Here is a 12,860-nt window from a genome sequence, read left to right as displayed (position 1 = left end):
GGGCTGTGCTCTGCCAACTGAGCTACCTCGGCACTGAGGCCCTTGTGTAACGGATCAGCAGTTTCCACTCTTGCGATCGGTAAAACCGCCGGACGCATCTTACCAAGGTGATGCGCCGGACTTCCACATGTTTTGTAAGGGACACTTTCCTCTACAAAAGGCGTTGTCGTGGGTCGACGATTGCGCGGCACAAGAAAGCCAAAGAAATTTAGCCCGAACTCCTTTCTGTCGCTCTGACGACTAGGCGGAATTAGAGCTGAACTGATGGGCGCGAATCAGCAGCTTCTGTCGATTGGGCACGCCGACTTTGTCGAAAATATTCGTCATGTGATGCCGAACCGTACTGTCGCTGATCGACAACTTATAGGCGATGTCTTTGTTCGAGAGTCCCTGCTCCACCAAGCGGATGATCTCTCGTTCCCGCTCAGTCAAGGCCTCGGGCCATCCGGGCGGGGTGTCCGAGTTGCTCTTCTTTTTGGCGGATAGCGCGACATCACTCCCTCCCGTGTTATCTCGTTCCATGGGGAGCTGGAGCTTCGCGGGAGTATACAAGGCCTCGATTACCGCGAGCACGACTTCCGGCGGTTGCACCGTGAGGATGATGCCGTCAACGCCGGAGATAAACGCTTCACGGGTGCGGTCCTTGTCCTCGATCCCGCACAACAACACGATCTTGCTGCCGGGGGCTGTCTCTCGAATCTGCGTGATGGTTTGGGTGGGGTTGCGCTCGGTCTCCAGATCCAGAATGAACAGGTCCGGTGGTCGTTCGGAATGGAACATGGCCGAGGTGCGCCACGGGTGACGATGCACGACCATCGGGATGGTTGCGTGGCTCTCAAGAATCTTTTGCAATCCCACCCATAGGAGCCACTGACTACTGAGAATCGCGATCGTGAGGGGGGACATTGCGGCACCGAGCATGCTGCCTCCTGATTCAAGATGGAAACGGGAACCTCGTGAAACTGATTCTTATTGAGTTCGGTTTGCTTGTGTCCTCGGGAAGGATCAAACGGTGCATGGTTCTCCACTTTTGATAGGTGCAAATGATACTGCCCATTAGTAGGGTGTGCAGGATCGATACATCACGCATATTCAATGTATTGAATACGTTTATCTATTTTCATTTTTCTTCTTCCTCGAACAATCTTCACCAGACCTATCAGTAAGGAACTCATATTGATAGGACATAACCTACGTTGAAGTATGAATCGATGATTTTATCGTCGCAGCGTCGTTGGCAGGAACAGTACTGTTCAGCTCGATCGTTTAGACAAAGGTGCTGGTGTGACTACACGAAAACTAGACATCTATCTGATGGTGAAAGGGCCGTATGCCCTGATATTGATAGGTCCGCTAGGCCCTATCATTACAGCTGAACGGCTGTATTTATTAAAGAGGCTGGGACTCACGGGGCGAAGCTATGATCCCTGGCTATCAGAAACAGAAAAAACCTATTGAACGGGACGAACAGATACAAGAACAGGTAATAGAGACCAGCACTGATTGCCGATGGTATGCCCTTCAGACCCAGTCTCGCCACGAGAAACAAGTTCGGGACCGATTGTTGGCAGTAGGGATAGAACCCTTGCTCCCGTTGGGCAAGCAACGTCGTCAATGGTCCGATCGCAAAGTGTGGACGACGCTTCCGCTCTTTAGCGGGTATTGCTTTGCCAACTTTGCGATGACCAGTAGTCTAGCCGTTCTAAAAACGCCGGGTGTCGTCCGTATCGTCGGCACTATGAGACCAGAACCCATTCCGGCTGAAGAAATTGCCGTGCTCCAGCAACTTTCCTCGGTCAATCCCATGATGGAACCGTGGGATTACTTCGCAGAAGGTGCATGGGTCGAAGTGATACGAGGTCCGTTGATCGGAGTCCGTGGCCAATTCGTTCGCCGAACGAGTCATCATGGCTTAGTGATTCGCTCCTCTCTTCTGCAGCGAGCTGCGCTCATCCATATAGGCAGCGACGAAGTCGCGCCCGAGCAGTGAACCTTCCTCCCTATTCCCCTTCAATCTTTCTACGATCCAGCAAGATGACGGGGGATCTGCAGTCATGCCCAAATCCCGTTTTACCAAAGATCAGATAAGAGCCGTGGTCTCAGAATTAGACGCGGGCCGAATGGCTGGAGAGATTTCTCGTCAGTATGGGATTTCCATCAGTTCCCTCTACCGATGGCGAGCAAAGTTTGCCCATGAGCAACAATCGGGCGATAAAGAGCGGTTACGGTCCCTGGAGGACGAACATCGGCGGCTGAAAAAACAATTTGCCGAGCTCACGCTTGATTACGCGACGCTTCGGGCAGCCTTGATCAGAGATGTGCGGGGAGATTGTTAGAGAATGTTCAATGATGGCTATGACGGGAGTAGGCATATGATGCGCATCTTACTGAGCTGGATGTTTGTCACCATTGTCCTGCTTGTGGGATGTGCCGAGAAGAGAATGGATGACAAAGTCAACCTAACTGCGCCGTCTGAATTTTTCCTCGGTCCGGAGGACGTGCTGAGAGTGACGGTTTGGAAAAGTCAGGATCTGTCTGGTGAGGTGACGATTCGTCCGGACGGGACGATTACCATGCCGCTTATCGGCGATGTACCGGCTGCCGGCCTAACTGCCAATGTTTTGGCTAAGCGCATCGGCGATCGGCTTACTGAATATGTCTCATCGCCAATAGTTACGGTCCAAGTGAAAGAAGTGAACAGCTATTTCATCTACGTCTTGGGAGAAGTGATGAAGCCGGGGAAGTACCCGTTGAAGTCCTATGCCAACGTGATGCAAGGCATATCGTTGGCTGGCGGCTTCGCCCCGTTTGCATCCAAGAATAAGATTAAGGTGTTGCGCAATGTGAGCACCGGGTCAGAAGGGCATGAGCAGAAACGCCAGATCGAAATTCCGGTGAGCTATGACGACATTCTAAAGGGCAGCGCCGTGCCGGGAAACTTCTTTCTGCAGAGCGGCGATGTCATCGTGGTGCCGTAGTTGAATTGTCCCTAACGGCACCCTCTTTGGCGACGGCGTTTGCGCTCGCATCAAGGAAGAACTGCTGAAAGATTTCAACCTGCACACGATCATCCGCTTGCCCAACGGTGTCTTCGCGCCTTACACAAACATTCCAACAAATCTCATGTTCTTCGATCGCTTCGGCCCGACGAAGCACGTTTGGTACTATGAGCAGCCGCTTCCCGAAGGTCGGAAGAACTACACCAAGACCCAGCCGATTCAATTCGAAGAGTTCGCCGATTGCATCGTCTGGTGGGGGAAGCGGAAGGAAAACGACCGGGCTTGGAAAGTTCCCGCCGCCGCCATTCTCAAGAACGGCTGCAATCTCGATATCAAGAATCCGCGCGGCAAAGTGGACTTTGAGCATTTACCACCGGAGCAGCTCGCCGACGACATCCTGAAGAAAGAGCTGCGCATCGCGGAGATCATGGGTGAGATTAAAAGTCTTCTGAAGGGTGGGGTATGAGCAAGTGGCTCTCAGCTCCGTTGGCTTCGGCGATTCAGTGTCGCAAGGAGTTTGTCTCGATCAATGATCTTTCGGCCTACAAGAGATGCCGCGTTCAGCTTCACGCTCAAGGAATCGTTCTGCGGGATACCGTTCCTGGAGCCGAGATCAAAACAAAGAAGCAGCAAGTCTGTAAGGCTGGCGACTTCCTAGTAGCGGAGATCGATGCAAAGGTTGGTGGGTTTGGGATTGTTCCTGAGGAACTCGATCAAGCAATAGTCAGCAGTCACTACTTCTTGTTCGGAATAGACCAAACCAAACTGGATCGACGGTTCCTCGATTTCTACATTCGCACACCCGCATTTCGCGACCAGGTGGCCGCCCAAGGTTCAACCAACTATGCGGCCATTCGTCCTAACGATGTGCTTGGATACAAAATTCCTCTTCCCCCGCTTCCGGAACAGCGGCGGATCGTGGCGCGGATCGAATCTCTGGCCGCGGAGATCCAAGAGGCAAGGGGATTACGAGCAGTGACGGCCAAAGAAACAGAGGCTATTTTGGCCTCTGGTCGCCGAGCATTAATCGGTGACCCGCCAGCCAGCGATTGGATTCCTTTAAGCCGACATGTGGCGGAAATTGAAAACGGTAAGAGCCCCGCAACTGATGGCCGTCCTGCAACGCGAGATGAATGGGGAGTCCTAAAGGTTGGCGCAGTTTCTTTTGGCTTGTTCGACGAAGGCGAGAATAAGGCGTTACCGTTGTCGTACATGCCACCGCCAAACCTTGAAGTGAGAGTCGGTGATTTCCTGATGTCTCGTGCAAATACTCGAGAGTTGGTTGGAGCGTGTGCGTACGTGCGGAAGACTCGTTCGAAGTTGATGCTTAGCGATAAGACATTTCGTTTCGTCTTTCGCAAACCTCAAGCAGTAGTCCCCGAGTATTTGGAGCATCTGTTAAAGTCGCCTCCCTTACGCGATCAGATTGAGCGTCAAGCCTCAGGGACCTCGCCGACCATGAAGAACATCTCGAAGGAGAAAGTCCTTGCTCTGCAGATTCCCAACCACACGATTGAGGAGCAGCGCCGTATCGTTACTTACCTCGACGGTTTGCAGGCCAAGGTAGAGGCGCTGAAGAAGTTGCAAGCCGAGACCACTGCCGAACTCGCCGCGCTCCTGCCCTCCATCCTGGATAAAGCATTTAAGGGAGAATTGTGAACTTCATGCCCAGCCGACCCTCAGAACGATCGGATGGCACGATCCTCCTTACTTATGAGGAAGTGCGCCGTCGGATCAGGGACAAGCGTTCTTATCTCCTTCTCGGAAACGGTTTCAGCATCGCCTGCGACCCAGTTTTTCGGTATGGGAGTCTGTATCAAGCTGCGGTTAAGGCTGGACTGAGCAGACGTGCACAACTCTTGTTTCAACGATATGGAACCAATAACTTCGAAGGCGTAATGAAACTTCTTGATGGTTCAGATTGGGTCGCTAGAACGTATGGATTAGTCAAGAATAAATCAAGCGGAATGGCCGAAGATCTGGAGGTGATTAAGGGAACACTTGTCACAGCAATTTCCAGTTCTCACCTCGAAACACCCGGAGATATAGTCGATGGTCGAAAGACTTCCACCGCTAAGTTTCTTGAACCGTTTCACGTGGTGTTTACGACCAATTATGATTTGCTTCTCTATTGGGTGGTAATGCATGCAGGAGATCCTCCGCCGTTTGAGGACTGCTTTAGAGCTGATCAAGACGAGCCTGACGTCCACTACCTAGTCTTTTCACAACGGCTGAAGGATAAGCGAGGATTGCTGTATCTTCATGGGGCGCTCCATCTTTACTTGCACAATGGAGAGCTACGGAAGCATACCTGGACACGTAGTGGACAACGTCTTACAGAGCTTATTCGGGATGGGTTCGCTAAAGGGCAATATCCACTTTTTGTGGCTGAAGGCTCTCCCGAAAAGAAGCTTGAACAGATTCAGGGCAACGGGTACCTGTGGTACTGTCTGGACAAACTCCGGAATATTGAGAGTCCACTGGTGGTTTTTGGACATAGCTTAGGTCCGTCTGATAATCATATTTCTGATGCGATCGTTGCAGCAAGGAAACTCCCTACCTTAATAGTAGGATTGCATGGTGATCTAAATTCAAAGGAGAATCAGGCCACAAGAATGCGCGTGCAGCAGATTGCTGATCGCAGAGCTCAACTACCTGGGCATCCAACGCCACTGCAGGTATTTTTTTATGACGCCGATTCCGCGCAAGTCTGGGCTAATAGTTGAGTCAGAGTGTGGCAAAGAGGAGGAACAATGAAGAGTGAAACGTTGATAACCTCGAATCCCCCCTCGAACAGTTTCGCTTGATTATGAATGACCTCGGAGACAAAGATGCCTAGGGGTAGATGGAAAGACGGAATAGGCGCCGGGAGCTTTGGAGAAGAGGAGGCAAGTATGGCCATAGCCGACATCCAGGAATACTTGAAGCTGATTCCGGCTGTGAGCCGGGCACCGCAGCATGCCGTCTGGCTGACATACGACGCTGAGGCCGACACGCTGTATGTCAATTACAAGAAGCCCAGTCACGCCACTGATAGCGAGATGACCGATGAAGACGTGATCATCCGCTATGAGGATAACGAGGTTATCGGCTTTACCGTGTTGCACGCGAGCAAGCGACTCAAAAAATCTGCCTAATCTTCACAGCTAAATCAGTGGATTGATCGCGTTGGTTGCGGAAGTAACTCTGCAACGGCCACTGTAGTTGTGGCGGCGGCGAGGGGAGCGATGCTCTTGGAAGGAGTGCGTCCGGGATGAGCGGTACAAGCTCGCTTGGACGGTAGAGGTCTCCCGATCTCGGTACACTTCCAGACAGCGCTCCGATTCCGGCGGCTGGGAGGTTGAAAAAGGGTAAGTCCCAGGGATAAAAAGTACGGACAGAAAGATACGAAACTGAGGCTCAGCCAACCATGGACATTGAAATCGGTTCCAATCTGTACCGCAACTCGAACGGCACTATCGAAATCGAGGGCGTGCCACAAATCCAAGTCGCCCGTCATTCTTCGTCCGGGGCCCTCTTGGTGAACTTCGCGTTGTTCGACTCGAACGGCCGAATGTTGGCGAAGGTGGTGGACAGCGCCATGATGTTCAACGAACGGCGCGCCTATGAGTTGACGAAGACGAACACCAGCGTGGCGCTGAGAGAAGCCGAGTCCGGGAAAATTCTCTTTCAGTTCGACGTGAAGGCCTCCGACGTGGTGTCTTTTTCACGGGGAGAATTCCCCACGATGAAGGGGCGTCTCTTCCACGTCTCGCCGACGGAGTGGAGGATCGAGAAGCAGCAGAAGCGCGGGCTCACGCAGGACGCCAAAGGTGGCGCCGTCTCTATCGGTTAGATGGTGACGGCTGCGGTTCGGCGACGGTCGGCGCCAGAACCAAGCTTCCGTTTTTGAGGTCAACCGATATCGTCTCTCCGTCCCGCACTTCTCCCTTGACCAGCGATCGCGCGATCGGTGTTTCCAATTCCTGCTGAATCAGGCGTTTGAGCGGCCGTGCCCCGTACACCGGATCGTACCCGCGTTCACCGAGATGTCTGAGCGCCGAAGGGCTCAGGACAAGGGACATCCGTCGCTCAGCCAGTCGCTCGCGGAGACGCGCCAGCTGTATTTCCACGATCTTGACCAGATGTTCGGTGCCGAGCGGATGGAACACCACGAGTTCATCGACGCGGTTCAAGAATTCCGGTCGGAAATGTTCCCGCAGTTCCCCCATGACGACCGTCCTGACTTGTTCATAGGACGCGCCGCGCTGCTGTGCCTCGAGGATATGGGGACTGCCGATGTTGGACGTCATGATCAGCACGGTGTTCTTGAAGTCGACCGTGCGGCCCTGTGAATCGGTCAGTCGCCCGTCATCCAGGACTTGCAGCAGGACGTTGAAGACATCGTGGTGCGCTTTCTCGATTTCATCGAACAGGATCACCGAAAACGGGCGTCGCCGAACGGCCTCCGTGAGTTGACCGCCTTCTTCGTACCCGATATAGCCGGGAGGCGCGCCGATGAGACGGGCGACCGTGTGCTTTTCCATATATTCGGACATGTCGATTCGGACCAGGTTGCCTTCGTCGTCGAACAGGGTCGCGGCCAGGGCACGGGCCAGTTCCGTTTTTCCGACGCCGGTCGGACCGAGGAACAGAAAGGAACCGATCGGACGATTGGGATCCTTGATGCCCGATCGCGCGCGAAGCACGGCATCCGCCACCGCTCGGACGCCTTCATCCTGTCCCACGACGCGTTGGTGCAGGAGTTCCTCCAGTTTCAGCAGTTTGTCGGTTTCCCCTTCGAGCAATCGAGACACTGGAATACCGGTCCACCGGCTGACCACGGCGGCGATCTCGTCCTCGTCCACTTCTTCCTTCAGGAGCTTGGTCGCATCCTGCTTCTTTTCCAGGTGTTGTTGTTCCAGCGACAGCTCCCGTTCGAGCCGAGGCAGTTCGCCGTACCGCAATTCCGCCACGCGATTGAGGTCGTATGCCCGTTCGGCCTGGTCGATCTTCAGTTTGACGTCCTCGATCGCTTCGCGGGTCTTTCGGAGGCGGGAGACGGACGTCTTTTCCGATTCCCACCTGGTCTTGAGCGCCTGCAAGTCGCGTTGTTTGTCGGTCAATTCCGCCTCGAGGGCGGTCAGCCGGGCGGCGCTGGCGGCGTCTTTCTCCTTCTTCAAGGCCTCACGCTCGATTTCCAGCTGGAGCACCTTGCGTGAGACCTCATCCAGCTCCGCCGGCAGACTGTCGATCTCGGTTCGGAGCCGCGCGGCGGCTTCATCGACCAAGTCGATGGCTTTGTCGGGGAGAAATCGATCCGAGATGTACCGATGGGACAATTTCGCCGCCGCGACCAGGGCGCTGTCCTTGATCCGCACGCCATGATGGACTTCATACCGTTCCTTCAGGCCGCGCAAAATCGAAACGGTGTTCTCCACGGAGGGCTGATCGACGAGGACCGTCTGGAAACGGCGTTCCAGGGCGGCGTCTTTTTCAATGTGTTTCCGGTATTCATCGAGCGTCGTGGCGCCGATGAGGTGTAACTCGCCGCGCGCCAGCATCGGCTTCAACAGATTGGCCGCGTCCATCGCTCCTTCGGCCGCTCCGGCGCCGACGACGGTATGCAACTCGTCGATGAACAGCAGAATCTGGCCTTGAGACGACTGAATCTCCTTGAGCACGGCTTTGAGCCGTTCTTCGAACTCCCCGCGAAACTTCGCCCCGGCGACGAGCGAGCCCATGTCCAATGCGAAGAGCTTCTTGTGTTTGAGACTCTCGGGCACATCCCCTTTCACGATGCGAATGGCCAGCCCTTCCACAATGGCGGTTTTCCCCACCCCCGGCTCGCCGATGAGCACGGGATTGTTCTTGGTTCGACGGGACAGGATTTGAATCACGCGTCTGATTTCGTCATCCCGACCGATGACGGGGTCGAGCTTGCCCTGTCCGGCCAATTGCGTCAGGTCGCGCCCGTATTTCACCAGGGACTGGTAGGTGCTTTCGGGGTCTTGAGAGGTGACGCGCTGATTGCCGCGCACCTGTTGTAAACCGGACAAGAGGCGGTCGCGAGTAAGCCCCAGCTTCTTGAAGACGCCTCCTTCCTGGACCATGGCCAAGAGCACATGCTCGACGCTCAAAAAATCATCCTTGAGGGACTTCTGCTCATCCTCGGCGCGAGTCAAGACCTGGGTAAGACGAGGCGCCACATGCATCTGACCGGGACCGGCGCCCGCTCCTTGGACCTGCGGAAGCTTGGCCAATGCCTGTTCAGTCGCTTGACGAACCGCGGGCAAGGCGAGTCCCGCTCCTTCGAGGAGAGCCGGAGTCGTTCCGCCCTCCTGCTCAAGCAGGGCCAGGAGTACGTGTTCGACATCGATGCCCTGATGGCTTCTCCGCTGTGCATGAGCAGAGGCCGACTGCAAGGCCTCCTGGAGCTTGACGGTCATTCGGTTCATGTCCATGGCGTATCACCTACCCAATAAATGATCGATACATGAGGTGATAATCATCAGGGGGCGCAAGTCAACTGAAAATGTATCCCCTCGAAAGCTGTGACGAGACCTTGACCTCTCGGGCAATCCCGATTAGGGTACGCTGGCATGGTGAACCTCGTTTCCGCCACGTTCCAGCTCTATCGGCACGTCCTGAATAAGACGGTGCGTTCCCTCACCTGTAGTTGGGTGACCATGATCGCGCTCATCGTGTTTGCCGTGCTGTTCGTGGCGATCTCGCGGATCGCCGCCCCGCTGGGCATCGTCGGCGGATTGATCCTGGGCATCGCGAATGCCCTGTTGGTGGGTGCGACGCTCCGCCTGATTGAACAGTCGCTCAGTGCCTCGAGAACTCTTGGGCTCAAGGATGTCACCGACAGCTTTGGGCATTATTTCTGGGACGTGATCGGGGTCGGGTTCGTCTTGTGGCTGCCGACGATGTTGCTCGACATGGGTCTGCAAGCCAATCCCTCCTATGGTCAATTTCTTCTCTCGGCGTTCTTGCTCCTGGTCTTCATTCTGTTGAACCCGGCGCCGGAAGTCATCTATCAAGTCCGACACGAGTCCACCTTAGACGTGTTCAAGAGTTCCTATGAATTTGTCTTGGAACATTGGATCGAATGGTTTCTCCCGTTCGCCGTTTTCATGTTGCCCGTGATCCTCTCTCCCAGCGGCCTCTTCGAATTTTTTTCACTCTCCGGCCGCGTCGGTCGGGGAGCAGGCCTCGATTTTTTCCAGATCCTTATGCTGCCGTTCACGGTGATAGGCGGGTGGTTGTCCTATCTCGGCCTTGATCCCGATGGACAATGGATCGTCTTGATACTCCTGACTCCGCCCACGGCCATGGCCGCCTTGTTGTTCCGAGGCCACTTGTTTGCATCGCTCAAAGGGTCCTCCAGACGGCAGCGGCTATTCGCTCACCAGTTTGGCGCCAGGCAGTAGAGGACAAACGTCATAAAGGCCGTCGCCGGCTGGTTGTTTCATGACAGGGGCTCTCGACCAGACCGAGGCCGTTCTTGGGCCGCGATGGTGTCTGGCTTGTGATCAGAGCTGAAATAGTGTATGGCTTAGCCTACACTTGAGCTCCGTTCTTCAAGAACGTGGTCCGGTAAGGCGCGTGTTCATGCAGCTTTCTATTTTTTGGCGGTTGGTGATGACGTCCCTCATCATTATTGCTGTGATGGGAGGGGTCAACCTGTACGCGCTGTTTCAACTTCGGCAGTTGACGGCGATGAGTACGCAGATGGCCTCTTACCATTATCCCGCTGCCGAATCCGCGAAGAGACTGTTGGGTTCGCTCTATGCGCAATTGAACAGCGAAAAGAAATATCTTGCGACGAAAGATCGCACCTTTCTGACGCATCTGACCGAAGAACTGGACGAGTTTCAGCGCAGTCTCCAGCTGCTGCGAGGCCAGGAAAGCTCGTCGCAGGGGTTGAAACTGCTCCAGGCGACCGATGAATTGCTCAAGGAGCGGCTCCAGCTTTTTCAGGATGAATTTCAAACGGTCAGGGGGAAACTCCGTCAGGCGACTCCGGAATATGAAATCCGGCGCGATGGGCTGATGGATCGGATGTCTTCCTCGATTCAGGGCTACATCGATCTGCACGAGGCTCGGGTGAGTCTCGGGGTCACGGAATCTCGGGCCAGCGCTGCTCAAGCGGAGGCGGTTACGGAGCAACTGGTGCTGGTGGCGTTGGTGTTCGGGTTGGGCCTTGCCGGCATCGCCAGTTATACGATCCTGCGTCCTCTCCGACAGCTGCAAGGGCATATCAAACGGATCGGGCAAGGAAATTTCGGAGCTTCTCTTCAGATCAAAGCACCGGCGGAGTTACGAGAATTGGTCGATACCGTGAATTGGATGGGCAGAAAGCTCCAGGAAATCGATGATATGAAGACGGAGTTTCTGGCGCACGTGTCCCACGAACTGCGGACTCCGATGGCCTCGATTCAAGAAGGCACGCACCTGCTCCTCGATGAGATTCCCGGTCCGCTCGTCCAGGAGCAACGAACGATTTTAAAGATCATGGCCGACAGCAGCCGGCGGTTGATCCATCTCATCTCCACGATCTTGGATTTATCGAAAATGGAAGCCGGAATGATGGAATATCGCATTGTCCCGGTGGATCTCCAGCGCGTCGGGGACATCTCCATCAACAAGGTTCGCCTCTTGGCGGATTCCAAACATGTGCAACTTGTACTGGAAAGCATCGGGGAGCGGACGTGGGTCAAGGCGGACGCCGCCCGTTTGGAACAGGTGCTCGACAATCTCCTGTCCAACGCCCTGAAATTCAGCCCCGAGGGAGGGGTCGTAAAGGTTCAGATGAAACCCGATCTACAAGCGGGAGTTCTGGAGATCGCCGTTTCGGATACGGGACCAGGGATCGCTCCCGAGGATCTCCCGCATATTTTTGAACGGTTTTACCAAGGTCGCACGAAAGGCAAACATACGGCAGGCAGCGGATTGGGATTGGCATTGGTGAAGAAGGTGGTGGAAGCCCACGGCGGCAGAATCTGGATCGAAAGTGAGAAAGGCAAGGGGGCGACTGTACGGTTTATCCTACGGTTGGCAAAACCAGAAAAGGTAGGGCAAGCGTGATCGGAAAAATTCCGTCTCCGACAAGGGATTCCATCATCCTCTGTTCCCTCTTGCTGGCAGGGTGTGCGGCTTGGACGTCGCCTCCGCCCGCCTCTCGTCCGTATTTTGTGGCAGAGCCTCGAGAACTGAAAACTTTTCAATTACTTGCAAAGAAACAAGAAAGCGCCGCGTCAAAATGCGGCGAATCGAATTCTTGCGATCAGGTCTACTATGGGCGCGCGTTGGTGGGATTGTATGAAAGCCGCGAAATCGCTGAAAAATATTTTGCGAAGGTCTTGGCCGTTGCGCCCAAGAGCCAGTTGGCCGCGTCAAGCAAGACGTGGCTTGAGCTGCTACAACAACCGATTCCTGGCCAGAGATCCTGGCCTGAAGCTGTGTTTAGGGCGCCGGTCATTTCAGAAGTCAATACGTCATTCGCGTCGACCACCGATCGACTGGTGCGGGACTTGCTTGACAGGGAGGTGCTCGTTCAACAACTTCGCGCCTCCAAGGACGGCGAGTCCGATACCATCGAGGCTCTGCAGCGCGAGTTGGCGGATCGAGAGCACAAAATAGAGGCCCTCTCGTCGAAGAAAGACTCGGCCAGGACGTCAGCCGATCCGGCATCGGTTCAAACTCTGCAGAAACAGCTGGCCGAGCGTGACAAGAAGATCGAGGAGCTTTCGACACAACTGGAGGCCTTGAAACGAATCGATCAGGAGATGCGGGAAAAGGTGCGTCCGATCCGGCCACCATTGACGACCGTTCCGGCTCCCGCTCCGGACACGATCCCTTAACGAATCACCGGAA

General features: G+C 54.8%; 13 protein-coding genes and 1 tRNA gene (1 of these 14 cut by a window edge). 11 read left to right on the top strand and 3 right to left on the bottom strand.

Annotation, left to right across the window (positions count from 1 at the left end):
* Together A4E19_16485 and A4E19_16480 are read right to left on the bottom strand one after the other, a co-directional pair.
* Positions 1 to 32 (bottom strand) — tRNA-OTHER (locus tag A4E19_16485) (it extends 47 nt beyond the left edge of the window).
* A 208-nt stretch (positions 33 to 240) separates the two neighbouring features.
* On the bottom strand, positions 241 to 921 hold the full coding sequence (locus A4E19_16480) for a hypothetical protein (protein OQW35841.1): 681 nt from the start codon (positions 919 to 921) through the stop codon (positions 241 to 243).
* Between the two features lie 499 nt (positions 922 to 1,420).
* Between A4E19_16480 and A4E19_16475 the strand changes: the two genes are divergently transcribed.
* The 8 genes from A4E19_16475 (at position 1,421) to A4E19_16440 (ending at position 6,834) form a co-directional block, all read left to right on the top strand.
* A complete protein-coding gene (locus A4E19_16475) occupies positions 1,421 to 1,990 on the top strand; it encodes a hypothetical protein (protein ID OQW35840.1) in 570 nt (189 codons plus the stop codon).
* Positions 1,991 to 2,054: 64 nt separating this feature from the next.
* Complete coding sequence (locus tag A4E19_16470; protein ID OQW35839.1) at positions 2,055 to 2,336, top strand: hypothetical protein; 282 nt, start codon at positions 2,055 to 2,057, stop codon at positions 2,334 to 2,336.
* Positions 2,337 to 2,372: 36 nt separating this feature from the next.
* Complete coding sequence (locus tag A4E19_16465) at positions 2,373 to 2,978, top strand: hypothetical protein (GenBank protein OQW35838.1); 606 nt, start codon at positions 2,373 to 2,375, stop codon at positions 2,976 to 2,978.
* 97 nt (positions 2,979 to 3,075) lie between these two features.
* Positions 3,076 to 3,465 carry a hypothetical protein gene (locus tag A4E19_16460; GenBank protein OQW35837.1) on the top strand — a complete coding sequence of 130 codons (390 nt, stop codon included), beginning with the start codon at positions 3,076 to 3,078 and terminating at the stop codon, positions 3,463 to 3,465.
* Positions 3,462 to 4,658 carry a hypothetical protein gene (locus tag A4E19_16455; protein ID OQW35836.1) on the top strand — a complete coding sequence of 399 codons (1,197 nt, stop codon included), beginning with the start codon at positions 3,462 to 3,464 and terminating at the stop codon, positions 4,656 to 4,658. Before A4E19_16460 ends, A4E19_16455 begins: the two co-directional genes overlap by 4 nt.
* A complete protein-coding gene (locus A4E19_16450) occupies positions 4,655 to 5,725 on the top strand; it encodes a hypothetical protein (GenBank protein ID OQW35835.1) in 1,071 nt (356 codons plus the stop codon). Before A4E19_16455 ends, A4E19_16450 begins: the two co-directional genes overlap by 4 nt.
* Positions 5,726 to 5,893: 168 nt before the next feature.
* Complete coding sequence (locus A4E19_16445) at positions 5,894 to 6,136, top strand: hypothetical protein (GenBank protein ID OQW35846.1); 243 nt, start codon at positions 5,894 to 5,896, stop codon at positions 6,134 to 6,136.
* A 272-nt stretch (positions 6,137 to 6,408) separates the two neighbouring features.
* Complete coding sequence (locus tag A4E19_16440) at positions 6,409 to 6,834, top strand: hypothetical protein (GenBank protein ID OQW35834.1); 426 nt, start codon at positions 6,409 to 6,411, stop codon at positions 6,832 to 6,834.
* Here the strand turns inward: A4E19_16440 and A4E19_16435 are convergent.
* Positions 6,824 to 9,442 carry an ATP-dependent chaperone ClpB gene (locus A4E19_16435; GenBank protein ID OQW35833.1) on the bottom strand — a complete coding sequence of 873 codons (2,619 nt, stop codon included), beginning with the start codon at positions 9,440 to 9,442 and terminating at the stop codon, positions 6,824 to 6,826. The two genes, A4E19_16440 and A4E19_16435, sit on opposite strands and share 11 nt — an antisense overlap.
* Positions 9,443 to 9,580: 138 nt before the next feature.
* Here A4E19_16435 and A4E19_16430 point away from each other — a divergent pair, with 138 nt between their 5' ends.
* From A4E19_16430 to A4E19_16420, 3 genes are all read left to right on the top strand, one after another.
* The gene (locus tag A4E19_16430) at positions 9,581 to 10,414 is read left to right on the top strand and encodes a hypothetical protein (GenBank protein ID OQW35832.1); all 834 of its coding nucleotides are present in this window, start codon (positions 9,581 to 9,583) and stop codon (positions 10,412 to 10,414) included.
* A 181-nt stretch (positions 10,415 to 10,595) separates the two neighbouring features.
* Positions 10,596 to 12,071, top strand: coding sequence for a hypothetical protein (locus A4E19_16425; GenBank protein OQW35831.1), 1,476 nt, complete (start codon positions 10,596 to 10,598; stop codon positions 12,069 to 12,071).
* Positions 12,068 to 12,847, top strand: a complete 780-nt coding sequence (locus A4E19_16420; GenBank protein OQW35830.1) for a hypothetical protein — start codon at positions 12,068 to 12,070, stop codon at positions 12,845 to 12,847. The genes A4E19_16425 and A4E19_16420 overlap by 4 nt, the downstream gene beginning before the upstream one ends.
* The last annotated feature ends 13 nt before the right edge of the window (positions 12,848 to 12,860 follow it).

It is taken from the genome of Nitrospira sp. SG-bin1, from assembly GCA_002083365.1.
Lineage (GTDB): Bacteria > Nitrospirota > Nitrospiria > Nitrospirales > Nitrospiraceae > Nitrospira_D.
The sequence above is the reverse complement of the archived record's forward strand: the minus strand, read 5'-3'. Positions and strand labels throughout refer to the sequence as shown.

Coding starts and splice junctions, on each gene's coding strand:
- A4E19_16475 (OQW35840.1), top strand. CDS start 1,421: ATGATCCCTGGCTATCAGAAACAGAAAAAACCTATTGAACGGGACGAA.
- A4E19_16425 (OQW35831.1), top strand. CDS start 10,596: ATGCAGCTTTCTATTTTTTGGCGGTTGGTGATGACGTCCCTCATCATT.
- A4E19_16435 (OQW35833.1), bottom strand. CDS start 9,442: ATGGACATGAACCGAATGACCGTCAAGCTCCAGGAGGCCTTGCAGTCG.
- A4E19_16440 (OQW35834.1), top strand. CDS start 6,409: ATGGACATTGAAATCGGTTCCAATCTGTACCGCAACTCGAACGGCACT.
- A4E19_16430 (OQW35832.1), top strand. CDS start 9,581: ATGGTGAACCTCGTTTCCGCCACGTTCCAGCTCTATCGGCACGTCCTG.
- A4E19_16480 (OQW35841.1), bottom strand. CDS start 921: ATGCTCGGTGCCGCAATGTCCCCCCTCACGATCGCGATTCTCAGTAGT.
- A4E19_16455 (OQW35836.1), top strand. CDS start 3,462: ATGAGCAAGTGGCTCTCAGCTCCGTTGGCTTCGGCGATTCAGTGTCGC.
- A4E19_16445 (OQW35846.1), top strand. CDS start 5,894: ATGGCCATAGCCGACATCCAGGAATACTTGAAGCTGATTCCGGCTGTG.
- A4E19_16470 (OQW35839.1), top strand. CDS start 2,055: ATGCCCAAATCCCGTTTTACCAAAGATCAGATAAGAGCCGTGGTCTCA.
- A4E19_16465 (OQW35838.1), top strand. CDS start 2,373: ATGATGCGCATCTTACTGAGCTGGATGTTTGTCACCATTGTCCTGCTT.